General features: G+C 50.3%; 23 protein-coding genes. 7 read left to right on the top strand and 16 right to left on the bottom strand.

Translation table 11 applies throughout. The features are described 5' to 3' along the window. Positions 1-66 precede the first annotated feature (66 nt). The 3 genes from BLU24_RS09875 to BLU24_RS09865 form a co-directional block, all read right to left on the bottom strand. On the bottom strand, positions 67-513 hold the full coding sequence (locus tag BLU24_RS09875; protein ID WP_231990201.1) for a hypothetical protein: 447 nt from the start codon (positions 511-513) through the stop codon (positions 67-69). A 110-nt stretch (positions 514-623) separates the two neighbouring features. After that, positions 624-2,195 carry a hypothetical protein gene (locus BLU24_RS09870; protein WP_093099648.1) on the bottom strand — a complete coding sequence of 524 codons (1,572 nt, stop codon included), beginning with the start codon at positions 2,193-2,195 and terminating at the stop codon, positions 624-626. Between the two features lie 45 nt (positions 2,196-2,240). Next, positions 2,241-2,405, bottom strand: coding sequence for a hypothetical protein (locus tag BLU24_RS09865; protein WP_093099646.1), 165 nt, complete (start codon positions 2,403-2,405; stop codon positions 2,241-2,243). Between the two features lie 269 nt (positions 2,406-2,674). Here BLU24_RS09865 and BLU24_RS09860 point away from each other — a divergent pair, with 269 nt between their 5' ends. Further along, positions 2,675-3,853, top strand: a complete 1,179-nt coding sequence (locus BLU24_RS09860; RefSeq protein ID WP_093099644.1) for a hypothetical protein — start codon at positions 2,675-2,677, stop codon at positions 3,851-3,853. A 68-nt stretch (positions 3,854-3,921) separates the two neighbouring features. On the opposite strand, the gene BLU24_RS09855 is transcribed toward BLU24_RS09860, so the two are convergent. Then, positions 3,922-4,932, bottom strand: a complete 1,011-nt coding sequence (locus BLU24_RS09855) for a hypothetical protein (RefSeq protein ID WP_157720829.1) — start codon at positions 4,930-4,932, stop codon at positions 3,922-3,924. Between the two features lie 228 nt (positions 4,933-5,160). After that, on the bottom strand, positions 5,161-5,823 hold the full coding sequence (locus BLU24_RS09850) for a hypothetical protein (RefSeq protein ID WP_093099640.1): 663 nt from the start codon (positions 5,821-5,823) through the stop codon (positions 5,161-5,163). A 219-nt stretch (positions 5,824-6,042) separates the two neighbouring features. On the opposite strand from BLU24_RS09850, the gene BLU24_RS09845 reads away from it, so the two are divergent. The 3 genes from BLU24_RS09845 to BLU24_RS09835 all read left to right on the top strand — a co-directional run bounded on the left by BLU24_RS09845 (position 6,043) and on the right by BLU24_RS09835 (position 9,211). Continuing rightward, a complete protein-coding gene (locus BLU24_RS09845; protein WP_093099638.1) occupies positions 6,043-6,369 on the top strand; it encodes a hypothetical protein in 327 nt (108 codons plus the stop codon). 181 nt (positions 6,370-6,550) lie between these two features. Beyond that, entirely contained in the window at positions 6,551-7,852 is a 1,302-nt protein-coding gene (locus tag BLU24_RS09840; protein ID WP_093099636.1) for a phosphoribosyltransferase-like protein, read from the top strand. Between the two features lie 192 nt (positions 7,853-8,044). Then, the gene (locus BLU24_RS09835) at positions 8,045-9,211 is read left to right on the top strand and encodes a reverse transcriptase family protein (RefSeq protein WP_093099634.1); all 1,167 of its coding nucleotides are present in this window, start codon (positions 8,045-8,047) and stop codon (positions 9,209-9,211) included. Between the two features lie 203 nt (positions 9,212-9,414). Here BLU24_RS09835 and BLU24_RS09830 read toward each other — a convergent pair whose 3' ends face one another. The 6 genes from BLU24_RS09830 to yhhA all read right to left on the bottom strand — a co-directional run bounded on the left by BLU24_RS09830 (position 9,415) and on the right by yhhA (position 15,247). After that, positions 9,415-9,771, bottom strand: a complete 357-nt coding sequence (locus BLU24_RS09830) for a hypothetical protein (protein WP_093099632.1) — start codon at positions 9,769-9,771, stop codon at positions 9,415-9,417. A gap of 964 nt (positions 9,772-10,735) precedes the next feature. Further along, the gene (locus BLU24_RS27880; protein ID WP_177344119.1) at positions 10,736-11,332 is read right to left on the bottom strand and encodes a hypothetical protein; all 597 of its coding nucleotides are present in this window, start codon (positions 11,330-11,332) and stop codon (positions 10,736-10,738) included. 109 nt (positions 11,333-11,441) lie between these two features. Next, positions 11,442-11,840, bottom strand: coding sequence for a GNAT family protein (locus tag BLU24_RS28130; protein WP_331717146.1), 399 nt, complete (start codon positions 11,838-11,840; stop codon positions 11,442-11,444). Positions 11,841-11,904: 64 nt separating this feature from the next. After that, positions 11,905-12,924, bottom strand: coding sequence for a hypothetical protein (locus BLU24_RS09815; protein WP_172833253.1), 1,020 nt, complete (start codon positions 12,922-12,924; stop codon positions 11,905-11,907). Beyond that, positions 12,881-15,055: a cyclophane-forming radical SAM/SPASM peptide maturase YhhB gene (yhhB, locus tag BLU24_RS09810; protein ID WP_093099626.1), complete on the bottom strand. Its 2,175-nt coding sequence runs from the start codon at positions 15,053-15,055 to the stop codon at positions 12,881-12,883. The genes BLU24_RS09815 and yhhB overlap by 44 nt, the downstream gene beginning before the upstream one ends. A 9-nt stretch (positions 15,056-15,064) precedes the next feature. Then, positions 15,065-15,247: a YhhA family cyclophane-containing RiPP gene (gene yhhA, locus BLU24_RS09805; RefSeq protein ID WP_157720828.1), complete on the bottom strand. Its 183-nt coding sequence runs from the start codon at positions 15,245-15,247 to the stop codon at positions 15,065-15,067. A 328-nt stretch (positions 15,248-15,575) separates the two neighbouring features. Here yhhA and BLU24_RS09800 point away from each other — a divergent pair, with 328 nt between their 5' ends. Continuing rightward, on the top strand, positions 15,576-16,052 hold the full coding sequence (locus tag BLU24_RS09800) for a hypothetical protein (RefSeq protein ID WP_157720827.1): 477 nt from the start codon (positions 15,576-15,578) through the stop codon (positions 16,050-16,052). A gap of 156 nt (positions 16,053-16,208) precedes the next feature. Here the strand turns inward: BLU24_RS09800 and gmtX are convergent, their stop codons facing one another. The 5 genes from gmtX to BLU24_RS09775 form a co-directional block, all read right to left on the bottom strand. Continuing rightward, a complete protein-coding gene (gene gmtX, locus BLU24_RS09795) occupies positions 16,209-16,805 on the bottom strand; it encodes a gamma-mobile-trio protein GmtX (protein WP_093099620.1) in 597 nt (198 codons plus the stop codon). Next, the gene (gene gmtZ, locus BLU24_RS09790) at positions 16,802-20,398 is read right to left on the bottom strand and encodes a gamma-mobile-trio integrase GmtZ (RefSeq protein ID WP_172833252.1); all 3,597 of its coding nucleotides are present in this window, start codon (positions 20,396-20,398) and stop codon (positions 16,802-16,804) included. Before gmtZ ends, gmtX begins: the two co-directional genes overlap by 4 nt. A gap of 55 nt (positions 20,399-20,453) precedes the next feature. Next, a complete protein-coding gene (gene gmtY / locus BLU24_RS09785) occupies positions 20,454-21,833 on the bottom strand; it encodes a gamma-mobile-trio recombinase GmtY (protein ID WP_093099616.1) in 1,380 nt (459 codons plus the stop codon). A 298-nt stretch (positions 21,834-22,131) separates the two neighbouring features. Then, positions 22,132-22,335 (bottom strand): hypothetical protein, encoded by a 204-nt coding sequence (locus BLU24_RS09780; RefSeq protein ID WP_093099614.1) that lies wholly within the window; start codon positions 22,333-22,335, stop codon positions 22,132-22,134. Beyond that, positions 22,336-23,598, bottom strand: coding sequence for a hypothetical protein (locus BLU24_RS09775; protein WP_093099611.1), 1,263 nt, complete (start codon positions 23,596-23,598; stop codon positions 22,336-22,338). 287 nt (positions 23,599-23,885) lie between these two features. Here BLU24_RS09775 and BLU24_RS09770 point away from each other — a divergent pair, with 287 nt between their 5' ends. After that, positions 23,886-24,362, top strand: coding sequence for a hypothetical protein (locus tag BLU24_RS09770; protein ID WP_093099608.1), 477 nt, complete (start codon positions 23,886-23,888; stop codon positions 24,360-24,362). Beyond that, entirely contained in the window at positions 24,359-25,390 is a 1,032-nt protein-coding gene (locus BLU24_RS09765; protein ID WP_093099605.1) for a serine/threonine-protein kinase, read from the top strand. The genes BLU24_RS09770 and BLU24_RS09765 overlap by 4 nt, the downstream gene beginning before the upstream one ends. Positions 25,391-26,055 lie beyond the last annotated feature (665 nt).

Raw genomic sequence — 26,055 nt, 5'->3', positions numbered from 1 at the left:
AATAAATGGGCTTATCTGAGCGGCAGCTTACATGCGACGAGCCCACCACCACCGCTCCATGAACAACTATTTGGTGGTGAGGAAGCTTTTAAGTGAATCGAAACAGCCTGCAGACAAGATCAGGCTTAATAGCATTTCCTTCTTCTCGGCATAAACGCTCCATTCATTCAGACCTAACCCAACTCCCAGCAAAATGGTTGTCATCAACATGTAGCGCCAGGTTGGGGCAAATATCTTGATGAGCTGAGGCAACGACGTGTGCTTCACGAACTCACAAGCATGCTTGTTGTATTTGCGCCCTACGATGCAGGCAAGGCCGAGCAGAACTCCCGCCAATCCTAGCGCCATAGGTTGTGTAAGCGGTACGAAAAACAGCGCTCCACATCCCACGAACAAACCACTACCCACGATCGCTAGCTTACGGCTGTACTCTTTGGCAGTCTTATATCCCAAACCTCGTAACTGGGGGTCGAATCCGGGCTGCTTCGGCAGTGTTATTCTCATTAAGCTCATAGCTACTTCCGCCTCATCGTCATGCTTTCTGATGCGTTGTGTTCATCGTTTGCAGATCACGTATCTTGAGTTTATCGCCATCGCTTAACACCCGCACGTGGATACGTTCGCTACATCTGGTGGTCGTACCGAGCTATCCTCAGCATGTAGTAGACGTAGTTCAGCTTCTTTTCTGTCGGCTCATCATCACGCAACCAGCGCACCTTGATATCCAGGTATTGCGCCCATTCAATTCCCTTCTTAAAGCTACGTCGATCACCATTTTTCGCCGCGAGCTCCACGTATTGATTCACCAGCGTGTACTGGTTTTTCCCTGCTCGGTACTTGGCATTTTCAAAGGCAGCCTTGAAGTGCGGCATCGCAGCCTTGAACTCCCCTTTGCGATAGTAGTAAACCCCGCGTAGCCAAGGCAGCATCCAACACAGCTGTTCATCCAACCCATACGCTGCTACACGGGAAGCATACTCGTCGATATGCTCCAACTGAGTGCCTACATCCTTCTTGAGCGAAAACCCCTGATTCAGCAGCTCAGCAAAACCGTGAGGAGGGAGAAATGCTGACTGCCGCCGAGCCAGATCCTGATAGGAGCAGACAGCAAAAAGGCCATATCTACTCTTAAAAGCCGTGAGTACGTCATCTCGTATTGGCTCGCCAGGACGAGCATCCGTGAGCCGCTGCACAGTGGCGGCGACGGCAGTCAACTTGCTGTCGAAAAATGCCCAGTACTGGCTACAGGCATTGTGCCAAACAAACGAAGCCGACTCAGGGGATGTGTGCTGGTTCATTACCGGGGTAAGCTCGGCCTTGAACTCGTTAACGTCATCGGCGATCCATAGGGCGTACTCGCGAAATTGTCGGCAGACATCGGCGAGGTATTGAGGATCGTAGACTTCAGTGATTTCCCTTGCGAGGTAGCTCGACACCCTCGCAACCATTAGTGCGACGAAAATGCTTGCCTGAAGTCCCTTGGATATCTCTCGCCCGGTTTGAGCCAGGGTGGAAAAGGATTCTTCGAAATTTTTAAACAAGGCTGGAAGCGCCGGTAACCTTACGCCTCGCGCCCACTTGATGGCGTTGTCGAGGTTCTGTTGAAGCATGTTGTTGTCGCTTCGCGGATTCTTGCCTGGATAGTGAAACTGCGTCTGCGAGAGATCACAGCGCACGTAGACCCAACGCATCACTTTTTCCAGAGGCAGTACCCGGCTGCCGTCTTCAGCGACTGTTGGCAGGAACCAAAATTTTTCTTCCGGCATGTCGAGCGTAAGATCAGCAAGCCTGTGTTTAAGCAGACTCTGATTCAGCGACACGACAAGCAAGGGGATTGCCTGGGTCGAAATAAAGTATCGGATGGTTTCCACTTTGCTAAGGTAGGTACCCTCTTCACGAACGAGCCGGCTGTATGCGTCCAGCAAGTCGTTGAATGGATCGCCAACGGCATTCATGACCTGGATATTGGGCAAGTACGCTTCCAAGATGCTACTGATCGTCTGAATCACCTGTTCAAGATTTGAAAGCAGCCCACCTTCTTCTTTGGCCAATCTCGCCAACTGCTTTTGGATGGCCTTCTTTTGAGTCTCGTCGATGTCATCATGACTGGCTTCCTTACGCGGGAGCACGCCGAATGCATCGTAGGCGAGTTTGGCCAGCTCGCCTTGGGTAGCAAAGCAGGTATCAATAATCATCTGAAATCCTTGATACCCCCGGTCAGTGACCGGGGGTACGCACTCCTAGCGCTGGTTTGGATTGAGCTGTTTTCCGCGATTGCCATGAACGTGAGCATTAGTCGGATTGGTACCCGATGTGCCGGGATTACTGTTAAGTGCATCCGATTTTTGATTCTGTTGTTGGCGTTGTTGGCGTTGCTGGCTAGTTGAAGTGGGTTGTTTGGACATGATTATCTCCTGCGGGTTGGTAAAGTCGCATCCTAGCGACCTGGCTTAACGCGGTAACTAGGCTTTTTGGAGACGAACTATGGGAAGCTCAGCAGACATACGGTGGCAAGCCAACGTGTCGATTGCCAGCGCCGCAATGCATCGATAGGCCGGACGGTCTCTACAGAAAGATCCACGTACCAAGCCATTATCGAAAAATGAATTTTTTGGCTAGCTTGCTGTGTTCCGGCGCCTGAACCTTATTTCGAACTCAAGAAAAGAGAAGTGTTATGCCTGAAAGCATCATTTATCTGGACAGCAACGACTATTCAGCGCTTAGCAAAATGAATCTGTCTGAGTCAGAAGCACTGGTTCGATCAAGCCTGCTGTCGCTCAAAGCTTCAGGCCGCGCGGTCTTCGCTTTTTCAGGCGCCCATATTTCAGAAATGGCGCCGTTGGATCAAGCGTATGCCGATGCTGCCATTCGGCGTACGGGACTCTTGAAAGATCTCTGTGAACGAAATGCGATGATCTCTTTCGACAGACTGATCAAGGCAGAACTTGAGAGTTTGATTGCTTTACGTTCTGATCGGATCCAGGTCATGGACACGAATTGCCAATGGTTCCCGGAGTTCGGAGCTCTGGTGAGTCCGCTGGACAGCCTTGATATCTCCGGCACCTTGAATAAACAGGCTCAGGACGCATCGCTCAATCGAAAGGAGCGCCGCGCCCTAAAGGCGACCACATTGAGCAAGTCAGGCAATTTTCGGTCGAATATCAGCCATATAGGAAAACCAAATCTTGATGAGTTTATTGAGACGTTTCCGATGCGGCCGAAGGATGCTCAAGTGCTTCATAATTATGTGATGGGGAAGGCAAGTCGAAAAAAAGCTGATGAGGCACTTTTGGAGAGTCTGCGCGACCCAACCTACATGACTCAGTGGTTTCGAGAGCACCACCATAAATTGGGAGCAATTGGTGAGTGGGTAAGGCGCCCGGCGCAAAACTTGATCAAGACGATAGAGGCTAACCTTGAAGACCTGCGCAACCTGCTGATCAGTATGCCGGCAGATAATCGAGCAACCACATTAAGCAGTTTCAATAATAGCTTCTGGGTAAAAACTCAGAACAAGGGCATTCTCGATATCGTCAATAAACTGCTCACTACCTGGGTACCAGGCGCGCCCGCGTGCAGAGATATCTCTCTCGTCGATCAGTACTGCCCAGGTTTGTCGACGTGCTTACGTGGGGTCTACAGATCGGTACGTAACTCTTTCGGAACGGGAACACGGGTGATGAAGCATAGCGACTTCGTCGACGCTATCCATGCGCTCTATGTGCCCTACGTTACATTTTTCCGAGCTGATTCGTACATGGCCAGCATACTGCAGCCACTTGCCAAGCGTTTTGGGACACAGGTTCACTCATCAACCGGCTCTCTGATTAAGGCGTTAGAAGTAATTTCATGAGTGGTTTATTCGGATAATCCCCTACGAATAGGGCCTAGTCCACGACATCGTCCGATGAACGTGCCACGTTAATATAACGCTGCTAGATTGTCCTGAATCCCCTTGAGCGTTTCGACTTCACGCGACTGAAACCCGCGAACAAGGCTAGCTAGACGAAGGCTGATCTTGTCTTCTCGACTATAAAAAAGCCGTCGATTTTTAAAGCGCTCAAATTGGCCATTCGTTCGGTCTGGCATCAATACAAAGCGCTCTATTGTCACGCCATTGCGAATGACCTCGTAGGCCTTTGGCACATCGTCCAGTAGCCCATCATGAATGAGCAGATTGCGAACAGACTCCACCTCCTGCACTTCTTTACAGGATTCAAAAAGAGATCCTTTGCGATCATTGATCGCCAACCGGTTCCGTTGACCAAAAAGGAATTTTGACGAGGCTAGTTTGGGATAAGTCGAAAAATTTGTTCGAAGGTTTTCCGTCTCCATCGCTAGCTTGGCAAGGTAATCAAGCAAGCTGTGCATTCGGATAAACAGGAAGCTAAGTATCGCGTTGAGATTCGTAACGGTGGGTGATGTACTCCACCGGATGCCGTCATCCAGACGAACTCCAGGTGTGAAGAAAGGCTCCAGGTTGAGTATTCGATAAAATTCTCCAGTGAGCTGACTCACCTCTTTTGTGCACTCTTGAATAGCCGACACCAGCATGCAGCAATCATAAAAATACAAAGATCGGTTGAGCTCCGGGAGTTTTACATACGTCTGCAATAGCTGTTCGAACTCATTGCGACCTATCAGCGACTCCGAGTTAAGCCCAGCCTCAACTACAAAACTTGGGGCAAAGGGTTGCAAATTTTGGTAGTCGCTGAGGCTCCCAAATATCTTGGCAGCAAGCTCGTCTTGCAGATACGCACACTGGCTGCCGACCTCATATAGCCCATCGTCAGTTAACGATCGCCAACTTCCTATGGAGTCGAGAAAAAAACCTTCTCCTACCATTCCTTCCTCGATGGCGGTTGGAACTCCATTCAAGCGGAGGATAACGGAGTTACGATTTGGTAGTGCTGGCTGGTCAATTGTCGTCATATCAACACCGCTACTCTAGAAAGTCAGCAGCAAACAAAGGGCGGAACCCTTCATAAGGGAACCATGAGGTCTGATTTCGGACAATCGAGGCATTTGTCTAAATGCATGATCTGCGCCCTTCTGCGCTCCCAGATCCAGCGCGACCAAGCTAAATGCCTGATCAAACGCCGGTACTTTTGGTGCGTGCACAGGATAGGCACCTTGTCCATCAAGCCTGTAGGGCCCCCACTATAAGGCCATCATTTCATCGAGCGTGTTCTCGTCACGGAAGCTCATCATCTCTCTGTAGAGTTTCTCTGGGAGTAACCGGGACTCAGGCAGGTGGTCGATGAGATAACACCGGATGGTCTGGGTGAAGTGAGAGGTGACGGCTGTTCGAATCAGGCTTTCCAACTCCTCCACAGTGCACCCACTGTCGTAATCGAACACAGCTGCTCGCCACCGACTCTTGAGGAGGTGAAAGCTTGTGACATTTCGCGACGTCCTGGCACTCGTTCTCTGGTAGCCCTCTTCCGTCACTCTGTGAAAATAGGCCGAGTCAATACGGAAGGACTCCACCATACCTTGATTGGAGTCCTCCCAAAATTCTGGAATGACGAAAACGAGTCGTTGCAGAAGCTCGACTGATAAGCCCTGAGGCGGAATCACCGTAACCAGCATGTTTCCGACGTGTTCAGGGAAAGCTACATCGGGCGTTTTCCACAAAAAATCGCAAATAACGCGAAATTTACCCATATCGGCTTTGCTAGCTTGCCGTAGCTTCTCGGTCACCAACTGCCGCAAACCATCACTCACGGCAAGTCCAGCGTCCTCAACCATGGACGAATAGTTTGCGTATTCCGCAGGGTCGAACCGAACACTTATCGCTTTTTTTACCTTACTTTCTGCCACGTTTACACTCCAGCCAGCGATTACGTTTTAAAACAGGTGACACATTCAACCGATCGGATTATAGTTTTTTCACCCCGTCATGTCGATGCGCACGCGTATACGCTCGATTGGAAGGGTAATACAGACGAGACGAAGCGCTCACGCAGAAATCTCGACCATATAAGCACGGGAGGGTACAGCCATCTTTTAGGCGCCCTCCCACTGAACAGAGCAAGCGATATGAGCAAGAATGACGAAGCAAACGAAGCGAAGGGAATGATCAAGGGCACCAAGGCACTGAGGGCTCATGCAATTAAGACGGTGGCAGTAAACTTCGACGTGTTCAAGCATCTCCATCCCACCAACTTGGAAAAAGCCCACGAGCTGGCCGTGCAGACCGCTCTGCAAACGCAAGATTCTTTCGTGGACGAGATCTTTACCGACACTAGCGCCTCGGGCATCACCTCGACTCTGTCGGATGTAGGTGCTGCATACACCCCTACCAACCCTCCAGTCTCATCCACGACTTCACCGAAAGCGCGCAAAAAGGCTACCTTCATTGAATAAACCAAATCACCTCGACGGCGAGATCGCTCGTGAGAGCTAATCCGGTGTTCAAGCGCTTTCTCTCAATGAGAGAGCGCTTGATCGCAAAAGATATCCCGAGTCTCACGACAGCAACCCCCGAATAAAAGGTGTCTCGACACAGCGGCAGGGAACTGTAGGCTTTCTCGAATCAGGATGCCCCATGGATGAGTTGACAAAGATATCGGATGGTCATCAAGCCCAAGCATGGTTGCAGCAATTCAGTTTGGGAGACCGTACGCTTGCAAAGAAGCTGCTGGACGCTTTTTGCTTGGTCTCGCGGGATGATTTTATAGATCACATGCGCACTATGCTGCTCAGCGAAGCCGAGTGCATCGATGGCAGAGTCGCACTTTACGCCGAACGTGAACTTGGACACCGCCAAGGGAAGCCCCACCGCCTGTTCAAGGAGGCCAGAAGAGTTCCTCAGCGAGCCTCTGGAGCGGCCGGCCCTGCTGCGGTTAAGCCGACAAAGTCATATGACCCCTCCGTCGGTAGTGAAGGAATTGTGGCGCAGATGATTTCAGAGCTCTGCCATGAGTTTCCCAAAAAGTTTCTCAACCATCCCGGGCCCGACCAGATTCGTCGCAAACATGTGCGCAGTTTTTGGGTCGTCACAGATCTGATCGGTAGTGGAGATCGAGCAAGACGCTATCTCGAAGCTGCCTGGCGTGTGCGATCCGTACGCAGCTGGTGGTCAGGGCAACTGATAAAGTTTTCGGTCATGGGCTATTCGGCGACAGAAAGCGGGCAGAGATATGTGTCACGCCATCCCAGCCATCCTGAGGTTCACATCGTTCTGCCCTGCCCAACCATCGACACGACATTTTCAAAACCTGTGGCAGAGCAAATGAAAAGGCTTTGCACGGTTTACAACCCAACTGAAGGAGAGCTAGGTCGCGGACAGTGGGTTTGGAGTGGGCCAAGCTTGGGGTATGCGAGTACCGGCGCCCTACTCATTTTCGCTCATGGCGCACCGAACAATGTCCCGTTGATGTTCCACAAGGCCTCTAAGAAGAAAAAGAACCCTTGGACGCCGCTGTTCCCGGCCAGAGTTTCTGCAAGCATTAGCAAAGACCACTATGGGATTGGTCTGACGACGGAAAAAATCAATGCCCGCTTGATTAAGCTCGGACAGCACATACTTGCCAAATCCAACGCGGTAATGAACTCAGATATTCCGACCGGGCAAATATTTCTTCTTCTGGGGGCCTTGTCACGTCCGCCGCGCCTCAATGACAGGATACTTGCTGGGAAGGTTGGCCTGCCATCGCACGAACTTAACAAGCTTTTAAAAGAGATGACAGCATACGGGTGGATAGACTCCCAACGGCGTGTGACTGATAAGGGGGTCGGCCAGCTCGCGCATGCAAAAAAGCAGCTTCAGCTCGCTTCAAACGCCATGCCTGTTGGCAATCATGAGCCACAACCGTACTATCCCTCCTCGTTGAGGCGACCAGTCTAGATTCTAGCATCGGCGTGCATTCCTGGAATGTTGCCGCCAAGACGAGTCAGGCTTTAAGACTCATCTACCGGGCGCAGACTACTGCTGCTCTATGTCCTAGCCCCCGCTTACGGTTAAGCGCTCTCGCCACAGTTCACGTGGCGTGGCCTTCGGCCTGCGGCGGGAGCACTCACCCTGCGGGTGTCAAAGTAGATGAAGGATTGGAAGCCTCAACACTATCGTCGCGCCCCTGGCGCTGCCGATGTACCAGCATCAGTAATGGCAGCGGCGATTGCAACCGGTGCAAAAATCGTCGCAGTCCAACGCTCTCTTCCTCCTATTTTTACCTTAAAACATTTGGCCTTGCTGACTCAGGTGCCATACCCACATCTGCGTGATTACATTACGAGAAAAACCGACGCCTACAAAATATTCCGTGTTCGTAAGCGTGCGCGACCGGGGCAGCCCACCTCATTTCGGGTGATCTGCGTACCACCGCACAGCTTGGCGGTGGCCCAGCATTGGATTGCCAAGCATGTGTTGGCGAAGGGAGTTCCTCATTCTGCCAGCACGGCTTTTGCACCGGACTGCCGCCTAATCGACGCTGCCGCCCCCCATTGCGCCAGTCGCTGGCTTATCAAAGTCGATGTGCAACGATTCTTCGAGTCGATATCAGAAGTCGATTGCTACCGTGTGTTTCGCAGCCTTGGATATCAACCCCTCGTGTCGTTGGAACTGTCACGCATCTGTACTCGAATCGGGCCGCTCAACAGTTTGCGCCGCTCTGCAAAATGGTTTCGAAAAGCTCCTCTCGCCAAGTCGAAAATCAGATCGTATGCAGTGCCGAGAATTGGACATTTACCCCAGGGAGCGGCAACGAGCCCAATGCTGGCAAATCTCGCCATGAAAGAAGCGGACGTTTTACTGACTGCTCTGGCAAATCGGTACTCTCTGAACTACACCCGGTACGCTGATGACCTTACGTTTTCCACGGCAGATCATTCTTTCAAACGAAATGATGCCCGCATGGCCGTCCACGAAATCTATGGAGTATTGAGGCGATTCGGTCTGGCTCCCAATCTGACCAAAACAGCTATTGTGTCACCGCGAAGTAGGAAGATCGTTTTGGGACTTCAGGTCAACCAAGATGTTCCGAGACTGACCCGCGACTTCAAAATGAAGATACGCATGCATCTACATTATCTAGAACGCGAAGATGTCGGGCCGCTGAAGCATGCGGAGCGACGAGGGTTTTCTGCTGTGGCGGGCATGCGTAATCATTTGATGGGACTTGCGGCCTACGCGGCTCAAATTGAGCCTGCCTACGGTCAAGCTATCAAGGCGAGATTTGAGCGCATTGCTTGGCCTGTATTGTATTAAATTGATCCTGGCCGAAGGTTGGATGCTGAGGCTTGCGATCGGAAGGAAATTGAGCTTGGGGTAAAGCATCAAAGAGGCTTTATGCCAAACTCCCTAATTTAAGAGCGCTTTAGCATCAAAACGCGCCAAAAATTTCTCATGCAATGCTAAGAGGTGCGGTTAGCACCTCAGCTCTTCAATTTCATGTAAAACCCGGTAATTGACTACTGCGACTCTTCCGTGCTCTTTATTTTTTCCTGTAGGTCTAAAACACATTCGCGCAAAGATGCTGCAAAACCACTTGGAAGGCTTTTATCACCCGCAAACATAGCTGTAATAGCAATCACAGAGTCAGATTTTTCTATATTAGGGATTTTTTCTTCAACCTTCTCAAGTACAGGTCGCGCCTTTTCGTAATTTAAAAATGTGTCAGTACGCAGAATTGTGCAGTCATTCAGCAACTGCATAGCTTCAACACTTGTAAAAGCAGCCTTACCAAAAAATTTCATGTAGGCACCGTAAAGACCACCACCCGCAGCAGTGCCGACAATGCCCCAAAACACCAATGACTTGATGTCCATAATCCTATCCTTACAATATGATGTTTTCAATTACAACGAACTCTAAACGCACGAATAGATTCATGGTTTATTGCTCACGCGACTTGGATGCGATCTTCGCTTTGCCCTATTAATCGTGGGAACTTGGCAGAGGCAAACGACCTTGTAGTATTATTCATAGTCACCGCAGCAATGCATGCTGCGGTGGTTTATTGATTGCACGTTATCTGTAGTAATCGCGAATCAGCTTCCAAACGTGGAAGGCGATCAAATACGTCCTGAAAATGACCTTCAAAATCCTGAGCATGCTTGCCTCTCGGACAGACCTGCAGTCGAGGAAGAGCCCAGCCCCTCTGTCCTCGAATGAGTGATGCGTCAGCACATTCGGTGCGCAGGTCTTAAGAATGAATGAGCCCTCTGTTAAGCTGAACAGGTTTACTAGGCCTGCGGCAGAGGGGCCAAAAATCTTCGCCCTACCGTTTTGACCGGCGGACGTCCGCATCATAATCAATTTTTCGTGATAGCGAAATCGTAGCCTGATGCCATCATCAGGCACACCAAATAGATATCAAAAAAGTATCAAAACGCCACCACCCGATAACAGATTATTCGCGGGCAACTGATGGCCATTTGATTTCTCCTGCGCTCAAAGATATTATGTCGGTGCGTCAGCACACTTTGGTGTGCAGTGGAAGCAGCTACTAACTGCCTCTACATAAAACCGCCCAATGGGCGGTTTTTTTTCGTTATGATTTTAATACGCATTTTTAACGATGAACCGGGCACTCCGTTGAATTCAAACGCTCCTGTGCTAATACCTGCAGAACAAAAACTATGCGGCTCAATTGACCGTCAAGCTTGCACGCTAATTCAGTTAGGGCAAGTGATTTATACCATAGACGCTTTTTGTCATCTTGATTGCCACTATTCGCCTAAGCATATCTATCAATTATGCACACGATACAACCCACTAATCATCAGGTGATTAACTGTTAACGTCTGGCCGATGAAAAACAATGGCCACATCTTCGCAAGAGGTTTCATCAGCCATTCTTATAGGAGATACCTTGAGACGCTCTACGACAACCGTCGTAAAACCTGGAAGGTGAGGTACATCTCCATCACCAAAGTGAGGATGACAAAGAACGCCGCGAGGATTCAACATAAGCCTCATACGCCTAGCGGTTTCGGCACGTTCCTCTTCATCACTCTGCTGGTTCGGTGAGTAATCAAATGGGTCAAAAAAAATGAAGTCGTACTGCTGATCTATAACGGACTGCTTCCAATCTCCGCAGTGGGAGTGCACAGACAGATTTGCGTCGGAAAAACGCTCCAGGTCTTTACAGACAGCCTTCTCGATCTCAAAAATATCGTGCCGAAGAGGCATCAAGTACTCCTGTATAAGGCCTGCAGAAATCCCTAACCCGTAACCAATTTCTAACACAGAAACTGGCTTAAGGTAAGCAAGCCGCCGAAACAGAACTTTGAAATACTCCTCTTCGGTACGCGACATGACCACCTGTCCATTCCAAATAAGTACGTCTTCGTTTTTCTCGTCAAATTGTAACTCGATCGAACTCATGCAATTCTCGGTTGTGTTGTTCGCAAGATCAATCACGTAGTGACTGTCTTCCTATAACTGCGCTGAAATGTTGTTCGTTGTTAAGTGTCTCGCACTAAGCACTAGCCGGCTACTCATCGAGCATCCCAACGGACGGCCTACGCCAAACCAACACAAGCTGAGAGTCCTCAGGTACCGTCGCATCGACGAAGCCCGCGTGTTCCGCCGCCTTGCGTGATGCAGCATTTGACTTGCGCATGTGCGCGTAGATGACATCGTATTGGCTGAGCGAGCAGCAATACTTATACGCCATGCGACCTATCTGCCGGCCTTGGCTGGGTCTGTTCAGAAATACGTGAAAGGATGGATGATGCCCTCGGATGCGATCATTGATCATGTTGATATAAGCGCTACCAGCCCGCCTCCCTTCTGCCAAAATTATCCATGCTTCTCCGCCTGGGCCACCTCCTCTTTCACGCGATCCTGAAGTTTTGATTAGCTCCACAGCACCTGCAGAAACTGGGCCCATCGTTGATTTGGCTTTGACTGCCGGAGGTTTGAGCGTCCGACTTTTGGCTGCTTTGGGCCTCGAACTACTCAGCGATCGAGCCATGGCACTGCTCTCCCAAACCTAAAAGGAGCCTATCGCAACTTTGAGCCCAGAACTCCGCTGGGAAAAAGCCTGGAGAAAAGGCTATTACGACGTCCGCGAGACGGCTTACCAAGCTGCCCCGATTTAATGCGCGGGTCAGCTCGTCGATTCGATTTAACACGCTTGGCAACGGGTCGTTCAAAGGGCCTGGATGGTCTACAGAATCACTGTCGCCGTCATATCGATTGCAGAAGTAATCCATGTCGATGTGAAGCAGGATGGAAGTGTCACCTCCTTCAAGCCCTTCAAGCCAATCATCCAAGTCATCGGTAAACCGATAACGCCCACGCCCTACCCCTTTCTGGTCGGAAACTAGCGAGATCCCAGGACGACGTTCAGAAGGACTTAGCAGCGTATCCGCCAGTGACTCCAGTTTAATCTCTGAATCGACCGTGCCGACGCATTTGGGCCCTTGGCAAAGGTGGCGTACATCAGTACTGGGAGCGTAATGAAGGAATGGAGTCAAGAAACTCCCCATTCCCAACGAGCCACTCATAATCGCACTCGTTACGGTGCTGGGCTGTTGAATATTCACAGCCCGCCCTTCAATGGGATCGATCCAGCCATCAGTACGTTCGAAAAGGCGGGGAGTCCCTAGATCCTTATGATCATCAACATGGAGTACGGTAATGTCGCCATGCTGGGGGTTCTTGCAAACCCATTCACTCCAACTCTCAAGTGTCCAAGTATCATTCAGCGACAGCAGCACTCGACCGTTTCGTTTACGCGCCAAGGCCATATCCTGATACCGAAGATCACCGCCCCACCACGTGAGTCCTATATCGAGCTGGGGGTCAACGTAACGATACGGGTCATCCGACCATCCCAGATTTAATACCCATGAATCTGCGTCCCGATTAGCAACCGCATCCTTGTCACAAAAGTAATCTCGAAGCTGAGCGTGTCTTTGCTGCGGATCAAGCGACAGTCGAGACAGTGGAATGATGATGGGTGAACTCATAGGACTCTGTCCCTTCCTTGGCGGCACGGCTTAGAACGTTAACAAGGCTCAGCCCTATTTGCGTTAACGGGCATTCCTTCAACGTGGCAAACGCCTGCTTCAAATGCAGGTCGGTATCTGCAATCTGGTTAACAGCACGGGAATTAAGTTTAGCTGGCCCGTGATCACGCACATGCATCCAAAAACGCCTGAGCTCTACAAACACAAAGACTGCATGTAGCAAACCAGATGGGGGACGAAGGTCTTCTCTCCACGGAGAAACTACTTGGGCAGACGTACGTTCCACGGTCGGCGTATATCTTTCCAACAGGTAAAGTTTCTGGTGACGATGTTCATGGATCAGTGAGTCCGCGAGATCGTATGGGTCAATCAACCCCTCACCTTGAGATATGGATACGTAAAGCGCGCCAGGCACAGAGTTATCACTGAATGACACGATCTTGCAGGGATCCGCACCGGGATCGCGAACGAATTGGACACAGCTGCATGCTGCCAGCATTTCCGCCGCAAGATCCGGACGCCAAGCTTTTACGATATCCATGGCGCGTTGGACGAGAGTGCTTCCGAGCGCCGCAAGCTCTTTGCTTTCGAAAAAAATAGCGTTTCCGAATGGAGCTCTCAGCCAGAGATCATCACGGCCAAGATCAAGTTCATTGCAATCAGATTTCTGATGAGCGACCTCAAGCAACGTATTCAGATAGGCAGGGCCTACCGAAATGGCCTGACCATCCACCGCTAGCAAGGCGTGTCCACGGTCATGAGCCACGATGGCACTTGACCACGCGACGGCGCCTGGATGAAGCGCCACCTTTTCAAAGGTCGACTGGCCCATCGATTTAAGCTGCTTTACGCAGCTATTTTCTGGAAACAAATCCAGCGCCTCATGCAGACGCTGCACCGCGTCATCCCTTGCGCCTTCGCAAAGCCAACTCAAATGAGGCTTAGAAGTCTCTGCCAGCTCGAAGCTAATCAAGTCAAAAGTTAGGGGCAGTGGTACCGGTACATCTTCAGGCATTTCGCTGTAAAGGTGCTCCTGTAGTCGATTGCCGATATGGGAGATGAGGCGCTTCATCTCATTACAGTAGACCGTAGGATTAACGAAACCATTTTCGCCGAAGCGGTGAGGAAGTGAACCGCCGCCACATATATCCACGATAGCGCACGACTGACAAATATCTGACAGACCGTCCTTTCTCAAATAGCGACGATGCTGTTCGATGGATGGTGAACGCGCCACCTCAATGATGGGTGTGTCAGACACGCTGCCATTGAGCTTGGTTGCGCCATCCTGAGTAACCTTTAAAACGTCTAGATCGTGATAGCTGCCATCCGTTTCAATCGACAACAAGCTCACGTCACCGAAGCCAAACGCATCAGTGCCAGAAGGCAGCCCTGCGCAGGCATCGAGCAAGGCTTCAAACGTTCTTAGAGGGATGTGCGGGTAACGGTCGAACCAAACATCAAACGCATTGATTAGCCAGTTTTCGTACAGCCCAGGGTCTTGATTACGGCCCGGCGGTGGACGAAGCCAATGGGCGTCCGGCAACAGAAAATCTAAACGTGGGAGATTGAATTGATCGAAATATTCAAAAAGCTCTGTCGCACTGGTCGAAGCGTCCACCACTGCAATGACGCCTGCGAAGATCGATGGATACTGCTGTAGCCGCGTGAGTGCCAGCTCCGTCTGCTCAAAGCTGGAACGCCCCTTGCGAGTCAGCCGGTGCTTGTCGTTAGCTGATCTAGGCCCATCAAGGCTAAGCGAAACACCGACATCCGCCTTGGCAAGAATACCCAAGGCATCTTCGGTCAATAGAAGTCCATTTGTCTGCAAACTCACGTCGACGGGAACAGAACAGGTCTGGCGAAGGAGATCTGCAAAATTGGCGAGTGCTTGAGCTCCTGCCAGCAACGGCTCACCGCCATGCAATATGACTGTGCAGTGTTTCAGGTCACTCTGAATCACATACTCCGCGAGTTGACGGGCGAATGCCTCGCGATGCTCCGCAGAGAGAAATTTAGGCATGGAGCGCCAACTCTGATCCGCGTGGTGGTAGACGTAGCAGTAATCGCAATCGAGATTGCATCGCGATGCTACTTTAACCAAAAACGACGAGAACTTAGCAGCGTCCATGCAGGCGACTCACGAACGATTGTGGCGGTGGTGCATGCGATCGTAGCTGGTGATTACCTGGCTGACGTCGGACTCAGTTAAAACCCGCGACCGTAGGCGCTGGATAGCGGGATTGGTGCTCTGACCTTTGGCCAAATTTTGGCGAATTGTCGATAGGGTCAATTCTTCGATCTTGATTGCGGCGGACGACATCTCGTGCTCCTTGACATGTTGAAGTGCCATTATCATGACCGATAGTCACCGATCATTCAAAGCGATAAATCATTACCTCTGGAGCAAATTGCGGCTAGCTATATATCTCCGATCCAAGCTACAGCCGAGTTCATGACGCTAATGCGTATAGCCCGACTGATCGGGAAATGCTGGAGCGAATTGAAAAAAATCTCTGGTTCGACCTACCTGAACGCACTGCCTGCGTTGCGTCCGGGGGTTGCAGCTGAGTGGGAGCTTTCGTCGGTACGTATGCACTTCAGGCAGAGCAAAGGACGGGATGCACCTCAAGTAAATTTCCGATCAACAGGTGGTTCCACCCCATGGCCCTAGCAATGCAGGTATCATAGCGCCTATTGATGCAGAGGCATTTGCATTAGAAGCGATGCAGGTTGGCGCAAATGACGAAGAGATCGAGTTGCTTGGTGAGTTAATCACCCATTTTGAGCCTAGCGAAGCAACTACCCTTTCCGATACCTTTGCCGAAACAGCACTCGACAATGTGCTTTCCTCCCTAGGTGAATATTTTGAGGAAAGAGATGTGTTTCGCTATGGCTATGACTTGGATTCCTCACAGGAACAGTTAGAAAACCTCGTTACCGAAAAATTTGCGACTTGGCATATAACGCCAACGGCAGAAATGTTCGATGAAATAGTCGATGCCTATGATTTAAAGGATCGAATGCAAGATTTCCTTGCATCTAATGATTCGGGCTACTCACCATCACGGGCGTCTAGCAAGTTGGATATAGAAAGCATTGATGATCTCTTTCAGAGAGATAGCTAACAATCGGTTCGCCACTCTCAGGCAGCACATTCATCGAATGGAAGTCATTATTCCCCTTCGATGAATTGGGCTAAGTATTCCGCTACAGAAGCCACCATGTTAGTCACACATTCTGGGCACATCCCTGCACTGAAGGCACACTCCGGTCTTTGCTAATTAATGATATTTCAAAATCTTCGTGAGTGCGTCCAGTGTCCCAGGCTTGAACACGACTTTTCCTTGCTCATCGATCACCGTCCCTCTGTTGCCGACCTTGAGACGCCAAGTGGTGAGAAAATCGTCAGACATCAAATGCTCAATCGCACGACGCTCCACCGGACTGAGTTTGTACTCTGTTCCGCTAGCGCCCCGATCATCAATTCGTATCTCCATCCCAGGAGGGATCAGCTCTCGGTTGAGACGTTCAGCCTCAGCCAATTTTGAGAGCGTGATATTGGCCATCAGCCGTAGTTTCGGATCTTCAATTTCATCGACCCACGAGTCAGCAGGCTTCGACTTCGGCACACGCTTACGTGCACCTTGGCTATCCTCGAAGCACTTGATCAGCGTCCGGTAGTTCTCCCCCGTCTTGTTACGGATGCTTTGCACTTTTGGGACGCCCTTCCCGGCCCCAAAACGAGCAATGGTGGCAAATGAGAAGTCAGTACTCCCCCGTTCAACCTGCTCTTGGCAAATTGCAAATATGGCCTCAAGCGTTGCCTCCTGCCTCGGAGCCTTCTCCTTAAGGTGAGCCATGATCTCCTCTGGCGTCATGCCATCACCTCCCGCACGTTCAACAATTGCGGCGTCTTCACAGTGAGGACTTCAATAAAGTCAGCGTGCGAGATTCTTTCTTCATCACTCAAGTCTTCCAGCAGAATCTGACCCGTAACAACCTGATCGACACGTTCCCAGGTTTTCAAACGGCCCAGCAAAAATTTTGAAATTTGGTTTCCTACAGCGAGCTGTTCCTTTTCAGACAGGCTGCACAAGGACGGCCGAATTCGGTTGAGAAGCGCCATGTTGTCAAACATTTGAGAACGACGAGGCGTCGCAAAATCGGCTGAAGCTGACTGAAAAATACTCGCGTTAACACACACTTCGTTCAACTGCTGAAACAAAGATGTCTCCTCAACTTCAACCACGATCTCATTTTGGTCATGAACAACGAGTCGCACCTGATCATCGTCGTCGCTAGCCTGCTCGGAAATCATCGCTTTGCAGTCATTGATCTGCTTGGTAAGCGATTGCATGTCACACAAGAACATGTCCATCTTCTTAGCAACCTGCTCCTTCTCGGACTCCAGCTTATTCTTTTCAAGCTCGATTCGAACGCGGCTGCTGGCGTCGAAGATACCGCCCATTTTCTCCATGTCGAATTCAAGCTCATCCAACCCCGCAATTTTCGAATCACAGTCACTGATCTCTTTCTCAAAATCGAGATACTGTTCTGACAGAAAAGTAATGCGAAGGGAGATTTCATTCCACAGTGAAAGCAACCCGCCAAGAAACATCGGCCCGGTTACGAAGTGACGGCAGCGAGTGCAATTTTGCATACCCAAATATCCCGCTGGTACCGCACTCCAGACCTGTGTCGCACCGATTTGGGCGCCCCCATCCTCGCAGCGTGATGCTCCGTATGGGCACAACCCGTGATCACGCACCAAAGTGCTACCGACATTCCCTGCCATCAATGCCACCAGCGCTTGCTCGCTATTGGCCACCAGAGTGTGTGTCAGCTCATCCGCCCTGTTTTGCTCAAACATGTTTTGCGCCGCATATACCTGCTCTCGAAGCGCCAGCTTCTCCCCCTCATCCATTCGCCGCCGCAGCACTGCTGCACCGACCTTGACGTAGTAAATACTCATGATCACCGAAGCATGGCCGGCGAGCTTCATGATGATTTCAATAGGGAGACCAAACTCCATAACGTAAGCAGTGATAAGGCTTACACGCATGCTATGCGGGGTGTACTTGGAGTCGTAGCGGGATAACGTGCTGTGGCTCCCACCGTGCGCGAAAGTCGCCAAAACCATTTTTTTAGGCTGGGTAAAATACAGTGCTGCCGCCAAACGTTCAGCTAGGCGCGCCGAGTACGCAGGAGGCTCCTCCTCTCTGAATGACCTGAACAGGAAACAGTTCTTCCCTTTTCGCTTTAGCTGTGTCTCATTGAGATTAGTTCGCTTGCACTCCAACCATGGCATAGGCCGCTGAATTGGATTGTATTTCTCCTGCCATTTCCGAAGCCTGATCATCCAATAGACGAGCTCCTCCGGGATCCAAGGTACGTCATACCCCTTCCCCATAAAGCCAGTCTTGTTTGAGGTGAAATGCATTCCCCAACCACCATCGTCACAACGCTTAATAAAACCGTGTTGGTTTTTGCTCTGAGCCAATGGATTCTTATTCTTGACCCAAACAACTTTATCGCCTTGGAGATCAGGAATGTATTCATCGGCCTCACCAGAGTCGTTGCAAGCGATTTGACGACCACGCGCCGGAATGGAAACCAGTGCATAGGCGTGCATCCAATAGCCGGGGTACCACAACAAAAATTTGTCACCTTGTGACTTGAACACGCAGTCCGGATCGTTCCTATCAATAAGACTTTCATCAACCTCAAAATAGTCAGCATCGAACTGATGGAGCGACGCTAGATCGGAAAAAGTCATGGCATTTTCGGGCGCCATCCATTTCTTCATCCCGCTAACGTACTGAAACGCAAGTGCAGGCTTCGTCGACTCACTGGGGCCCGGTGCTCCGTCACCTTTGTACGACAGCGTTGCAAGTGGATTGCTCGCACCATCTACCCTGACCAGCTCACCGGTGTCTTCATCCTCAATCGTGAGCTCGCTCGCCAAAATATCATTCAAGTATGCGTTTACGGCTAACAATAAATTCCGACCAACTTGTCTACTAGCCTGGCTCTCGATCAACTCTCTAAACGGCTTGATATCGGTGGCTTTTCTCGTAAGAAACTCACGAGGAGTCCTGCCCAAATCATGAGGCTCGATGAAGTGCCGGATAAACCGGCAGAGGCTCGTTTCCTTAACCAACCCACCTCTTTGAGTTCTCAAAAAGTGCTGGATGCTCGGAATCCACCCAACGCCGTAACCTTGAAGGAAATCTAATGTGTAAGGCTCCGGCTTATCCAAAAATACGTGCCAATTTTTCCATTGAGGATAGACCTCTTCAGGACTACTAGGCATCCTCGGATCTTTGAGCTTTGCCATAAGCTCCCGGTAATCCTTGATAATCGTACAGCCGTGCGAAATCACAAGTTCTTGAAGTTCATCGTAACTGTATGGACGCGGAATATTGCACAGGTCGTACCAATCGACCCATTCGTCAGCAAACATTCTGTCGGGATGAGCAGGTAACTGCGGAAATTTTTTGCGAGCATTCCTGTAACCAACGCTGCTCTTTAAATTGATAATTTTTACTGCACATTTGACATCAGCCAAGCAGTCGTAATCTTCAGGCAGCAGAAAAGTAACCCACCCGGGAAAATCCTTATATCTCGTACCAGGATATTTGGGCAAGCGCTCGTCTGCCGAGCAACCTTCCTGATATTCTGTACTCGTGGCGAATCGATAAGGCGCAGCTACAACCTTGGCCTCCTGCCAACTTTCACAGCGTTTCAGATAAGGACTAACCCCGAAAACTTCGGGCCAGCTGACCCAGTCGTTCTTATAAACATTGTATGGATGACTCGGTAACTTTTGATCTTCTTTGTAGCGAGTTTTGTACTCAATCTGCCCAGTAATCCCTAGAACACGCACCGCCTCCACAAACTTTTCGTAAGTGTCGTACTTCCCCTTGCCTGTTTTCGGAGTGTTATCAACTTTCAGAAAAAATACCCAGCCCTTCCACTCATCTGAGTAATACGATGGAGGATCGCCAGGCAGCAAAGCATCCTGAAAATAACGATTTTTATAGTCGGTTCTACTTTTGAATTGTAGTTTTTGGCAAGCATGTGATGCTTCTGCCATAGTGGCATATCGATCAGGTTTTGCTTGTCCGCTGTACTCAGTAAAACCAAGGTAGGTCTGTCCGTAAGTAGCATGTGGGCTTACGGGGAGCTTAGAGTCTTCCTTATAACGCGCCTTGTATTCAGGCCATGTCTTAATGCCCAATTGGATGACAGCATCTCGCGCTTGCTCGAAAGTCTCGTAATATTTCGTACTTCTGCCAACGAATTCATCCCACCCTACATATTCATCGCCATAAATCCTGGCAGGATTACTAGGTAGACCGGGATACTCCTTGTACCTAGCCAGATAATCTTTATATGACGCCAACTTCATATTTGAAGCAATTTCTGACGCCACAGAATAGCTCAGAAACTTATGAATTTTCTTTGACATTATCCACCCCATCAGCACGGCTGCAATTTTTCTGCGTATCGCGTTTTTTATTATTCTAGGTTTTTATTATTGAACGATCACTTGCTAATTTTTCAGCATGTTCCAGGCTTGCCCGCAACTCCTCATCAGTTTGCTCTAAGTAAACCAAGCACGAACTAGGATCCTTATGGTGCATCGCCTTTTGAATCTCCAACTGGCTCAATCCATATGCTCGCAGTCTAAAACCGTAAGCATGTCGATGCCCATGCTCAGTAGTTCCCAGATACTTTTCGTGCTCCAATCCAATACGGTGCACTGCATTTTTGTGCTGTCTAGAAAAGTTTTTAAGCGTCTCGGGTTCACCCTTGCTATTTGTGAACGCATAAGGATGATCAGCATGCGTTGGTGCATCGACCCTTTGTTTAGCTAGATAAAGTTCAAACGTAAGTAAAAACTCTTTCGCCATCGATACAGGTGAAAAATGCACTTGGAAATAGTTTTCTGGATTTTCCAACAGCGGCGCTTTCCACCCTGCATGCAGCGCTTCAGATCTAGGATATTCAGTTCTGGGCTTCAGACGATACCGACGAGCCAAATACTCACGACGAGTACTGTATTTTTTGTCAGGGGACGCACCAAATGCGGGATGATAAATCCTGACTACCGCCTCTCCCCGCTTTCTATCTACGATGATGTCGGACAGATAAAGCTGGAACGCCTCACTCTTCCTTACACCCCCGTAATGCATCAGCAATGTGAGAGCACGCCCCTTGTAGTCAACGAAATCGTGAATGGCAGCTGTCGGGTTTTCGCAACGACGGATCCAACCGTTCACCATCAAGTTATGGATTTCGTTCTCGGGAAACCGTTTTGTAATGCGGCCACTGGTTTTGGGCGTCCGGCCAGTACGCACACTACGAACCTGTTCATTCAAACTCTTGGCCTCGTCCGGGTCACTTAGGTGTGACAGGAACACATGCGCCTCCTTGTTGTAGTAGGCGCACCAGTTCATTCGCTCCTCCGCACCAGAGGCGTTACGAAATGGATTCGCGCGCCTTGTGTGGTACTCAGGACGTTCAGCAAGCCAGTCGGTGTACTGGTTCAGGTGGAACATCAACGCGCGAAAGTCGTCAGGCTTTCTAGGCATCCAGTACAGGCCACTCGGGTCTTCCAGGGTCTCGGTGTTGACCGTCCCAAACTCAAGAGATTGAGCAAAGGCCGCCAGCAGAGCCCTTGTATCCTCGAACCGACCCTGGTTTGCATCGATGTATTGAATCAGCAGCTTTGTCGCGAACACACTCCTTTCGCGCCAAGACTCGCTCTTGGGAAGCTCACTCGCCAAATATCGAAGGTGCGAAATTAGTACGCCACCCTCGGTCAGCAAACCAGGTAGCTGGACTTCACGCCCCGTATCATCGTTCCGATACCGAACCTTCACCTTGGTCGCGTATGACACCCCCCCATCCTCCCTCACTACTGTGTCTGACTATGCATCTGACTCAGGGCCTAGTATTTATTATGCGGATCTAACACAACCATAGCCGATGAGAATGAGTGAAATCTACCCCTCGAATGCGAGAAGATCTGAGTAAGTAGTAAATTTTTTTTTGGCAGGCGTGCTGACTAATGTGTGATCCTATTAGCTAGCCTATGTGGCGCCCGAAATAATGAATGAGGCGAGCGCTCAACCATATGCGTATGAAAAAGGCCACCCATGGGTGGCCTTAGTCTACGACTTCAGAATGACAGTTAGGTTACCGATACTCTTTAACACTAACCACTTCGAGCGAATCAATGCCGTCTTCCACAACGCGGCGGCTTTTTTCGATCATGGCGGCGCGAAGGTCGGAACGTGAAGCACGACTCCTATAAATTTTCGCAACCGCACGGGTTTGGAGACAAGCGTGGCTATCCACCGATTGGTCGATAATATCGCCTCTATCAATAGGCTCATGCATTTATGCGGCCTCCACGTCTTTATAGACACGGTATAATGATATCATATCAGACAAAAATGAGCAAAGCGGGAGCAGAAGCTCTACGAACTGGTTGTTCCGGCTATCCCCCATCAGAATATTTTTCTTGTCCTTGTAAATATTAAGGCACCCTAAACGCTGTTTACTCCCATCGATGTTTTTTACATATAAAGGGATTGCAAGAATCGACACTGCAAATTTATGTCGGCCATAGTACTTTGAGATCACTCCCTGATAATGGGGCGAAATATGCGAGTCATCTCGCAACTCCGTATCCAACCATTCATCGTAATGAGTACGGCAATTTGCTATGTATTGAGGGCGAAGTGAAGAAACTGCTTCCGGCGCTCCCGGTATATTGGGATGATGAGCCTTCAATTTCGTATTCGGCAAGACAAAGGGAAAGCAAATGGGTTCAATATCAGCGTCGGGCTCCCCATCGAGTTGTCCGGCAAAAACTGTTGATAGCTCATTAGATGAAATGTGCAAGATCCCATCAGTTCCGTCCAGACGAGCGTCAAGATTAGACCCAAACAAAAAGAACGGACTTTGGTTGAGCTCGTTGGACAAATGTTCCTTGCACCAAGCCTTGTCATCTTCAGCCAACATGACATTAGCTCGATAGACATCGCTCGGCGCCCCCTCCCATTGCTGGGCCAGCATGAGCATCTTAGACATGACCAGGCGAATATCAGCCGCGATGGACTCCAAAGTCACATTTGAGGTATCACCCAACACTTGGAATTCATAGAGCATGCGAATGTCGATCACCGCGTCACGGTAGGCGGTCAGAAAATTCTTGGGGGGCATGGTGTTGATCTGCTGCTGCAACTCCCTCTCTTTTTTCTTGGCTGAATCAACAACCCCCATCTCCCTCAGGGTGATAAAGGCGACAGCCACCAGCGAAAATAGTACAGCGGGCCACAAATGCGGGGTTGCAAAAAGCGTATTCCAATCTGCTGTTTCCCCATACTCTTTGAATATCTCGGTACTTGTGACAGAGACGGTCGCTGCACTCCCAATGGTGACAAGCGCGATGAGAAAGGAACCCACTCCTGAACTCATGAACTTGCAAATTGGCAGGAGAAAAAACCATACGCAGCTTGAAAACAGAGCAAGTCCACGACACAACAAGGTCTGAGCCCACCATGCTTTGAGTTTTTCAACTGTGTGCTCGAAGCTCGCCCTCGCGTCGAGATACGCCAGGTATGGCTTGGAAGCGGGCTTTTTTGGAGACTTGTTCAAGAGGCTGCTTTCCTTCAGCTAAGCGAAACTCCACCGTTGATCCCACTGATTGCTCAAGCGGCGTTGGAAGCTGGGCCAATGAATGCCTGATGGCACAATGCCCAACCAGCGCATGATACGCCAGTAAAAATAGCTGTACTAGCTGGCAAGATTACGATGCCTAAAGCACGCACTCACTCGCCAACGCCGATATACGCAGAGCAAAAAAAGCAATCGTGCATTCTGGTTGACCCCCCTCTCACTTGTAATACCATGGCGCCATCTTTCGGCTCGACAAGGATTGCTTCATGACTGTGCGCTGCGTTGGATTATTAGTTTCCGCTGGGGATGTGACGGTGGTCGACACCCTAGTACCGACGGACATGACAGAACCCGTTACCATCCTGATGGATGCCAGCTGGAAACTACCTACAGGCGATCGTCTGCATGCGTATGACATCTTGCACCAGCAATGCGTGAGCTACCTGAAAGAGCAAAACATCCGTCAGGTCTTCATCAAAGCAAGCGCCCTCCCCCAAGGCGGCGGTGCAAAACAGAGCCTGCTGGAGGGCGCTGAGCTGAGAGGCGTAATCATGGCAGCCGCTGCCTCTGTCTGTCCCACCAAGGCGCTGGCTAAAGCAGCAATTAGCCGCGCTTACAAACGCAAAGTCGACGACTGCATCAAAGACGACAGCTTTTGGGACGAACAGGTTGCAGGGGGATCGCTGCGTAAAGGCAGTAGGGAAGCCGCCATGCTTGTAGTTTCCCAGCGTGGCCGCAAATGAACAAAGTCGTCGGCAAGCTAAAACTAGAGAAAATAATCGGAAAGGGTTACTTCGGCGAGGTCTTCCTCGGCGAAGACAGCGTGCACGGCCAAGTGGCAATCAAAGTTCTTAGCCGCGCGCTAGCCAAAACAGATGAGGAATGGCAGGGCCTTAAGTCGGCTTTTCTCACCGAAGCACAACATTTATCCAAGGCCAATCATCGCAACGTTGTTCAGGTTCACAGTATCGAGGAGGACGACGACAGCATTCGCTTCTCGATGGCTTATTGCAAGGGCGGCTCTCTGCAGAGCCTGCATGAAAAGGGCTCGATCACAATCAGCCAGGTACGAAAATTCGGAATCGATGTACTGATGGGGTTAAGCGCGCTTCACGCCCGAGGCATGCTCCACCGTGACATCAAGCCCGGAAACATCCTCCTAAACGACGCAGGCACTGCATTGCTTGGTGACTTTGGCCTCGTTACCGATGAATTGTTGTTGGGCTATGGATCAGCGGCCGGTTACGGCGACCACATTGCGTACGAAGTTTGGAAAAAACAACCAACCAGCGCCAAAAGTGACGTATGGGCGTACGGCATGACGCTGTTCCGCCTACTAAGTGGCGAAGCCTGGTACATATTGGAAAATGACTCACCTTATGACCTTGTTGTGAAGGGCAACTTCGTCGAACAGCTGAATTGGCTGCCGCACGTGCCCAAGTCATGGCGGCGTGTCATCCGGAAGATGCTGAACGATATCCCAGCTAATCGCTATCAAAACGCCAACGAAGCTCTGAATGCACTTTCACGTTTGCCGATTGAACCTAATTGGACGGTGCCTATTGTGAACCCGGATCTCGTACGCTGGGAAAGACTTAACAATACCCGCCGGATCATCGTGGAATGGTACCGCCACGGTCAACGCAAGCATGAATGGAAAGCCTGGAGTGAGCCGCTGGATGCTGGCCGCGTGAAAACGCTTGGAGGATCCGCCGGCGTAATTGGAAGAAGCAAGGCAATTCGTGAGCTTGAATCCTACTTCAGCCGGTAACGTCTCGACTCACAATTCAAGCCCCGTTCACCCGTTCAAGCGAAAACGGCGAGGCAAGAGATAGCGACCCGGCATATCAGTCGTGTTCAGACTATCAAGCTGGAAACGCTCGCAGGCAGCAGCACGTCGCTCAGCGGCGCAATGCGGACAAAAGGACTCCAAGGCATTTACACCCTCTGGAGGCACCCACACCGCGCCACAATAGCCGCAACGAGGCATTGATAGCTTGAGATTGGATCGGCTTACGCTCATTTGTCAGCCACTGTGGTAAAGCAGGTTTCACCTGCGATAAACGTTCCCGTTTGCATAACCGAATCGGTACATTACTACTGTACAGACAAACAGTGCTTTGAAACAAGCTATAGCATAGCGAGATTGTTAGTCATTGCAAGGCGACCTATCCTTCGCAACCCCAACTCGCACCAAATCTCACCAGATTTCGAGCTATTTTCAGAATTCGATGCATCAGGCCCAATTCGTTAGCGCCTCGTAGAGTAGCTCAGGCACAGGGTGGTCACTACCTAAGGGCGAATAGCCTGCTGCTTGGATGCGCTTCTGATAAACGGCTTTGCCTAATAGTTCCGGCAGATAGCTCTGGAGGATAAAATGCATTTCAAAAACCCATATTTAAGCCCGCAGACTTAAATACTCGTATTGGCATGTCC

The organism is Pseudomonas sp. Z003-0.4C(8344-21) (assembly GCF_900104975.1).
GTDB lineage: Bacteria > Pseudomonadota > Gammaproteobacteria > Pseudomonadales > Pseudomonadaceae > Aquipseudomonas > Aquipseudomonas granadensis.
The sequence above is the reverse complement of the archived record's forward strand: the minus strand, read 5'-3'. Positions and strand labels throughout refer to the sequence as shown.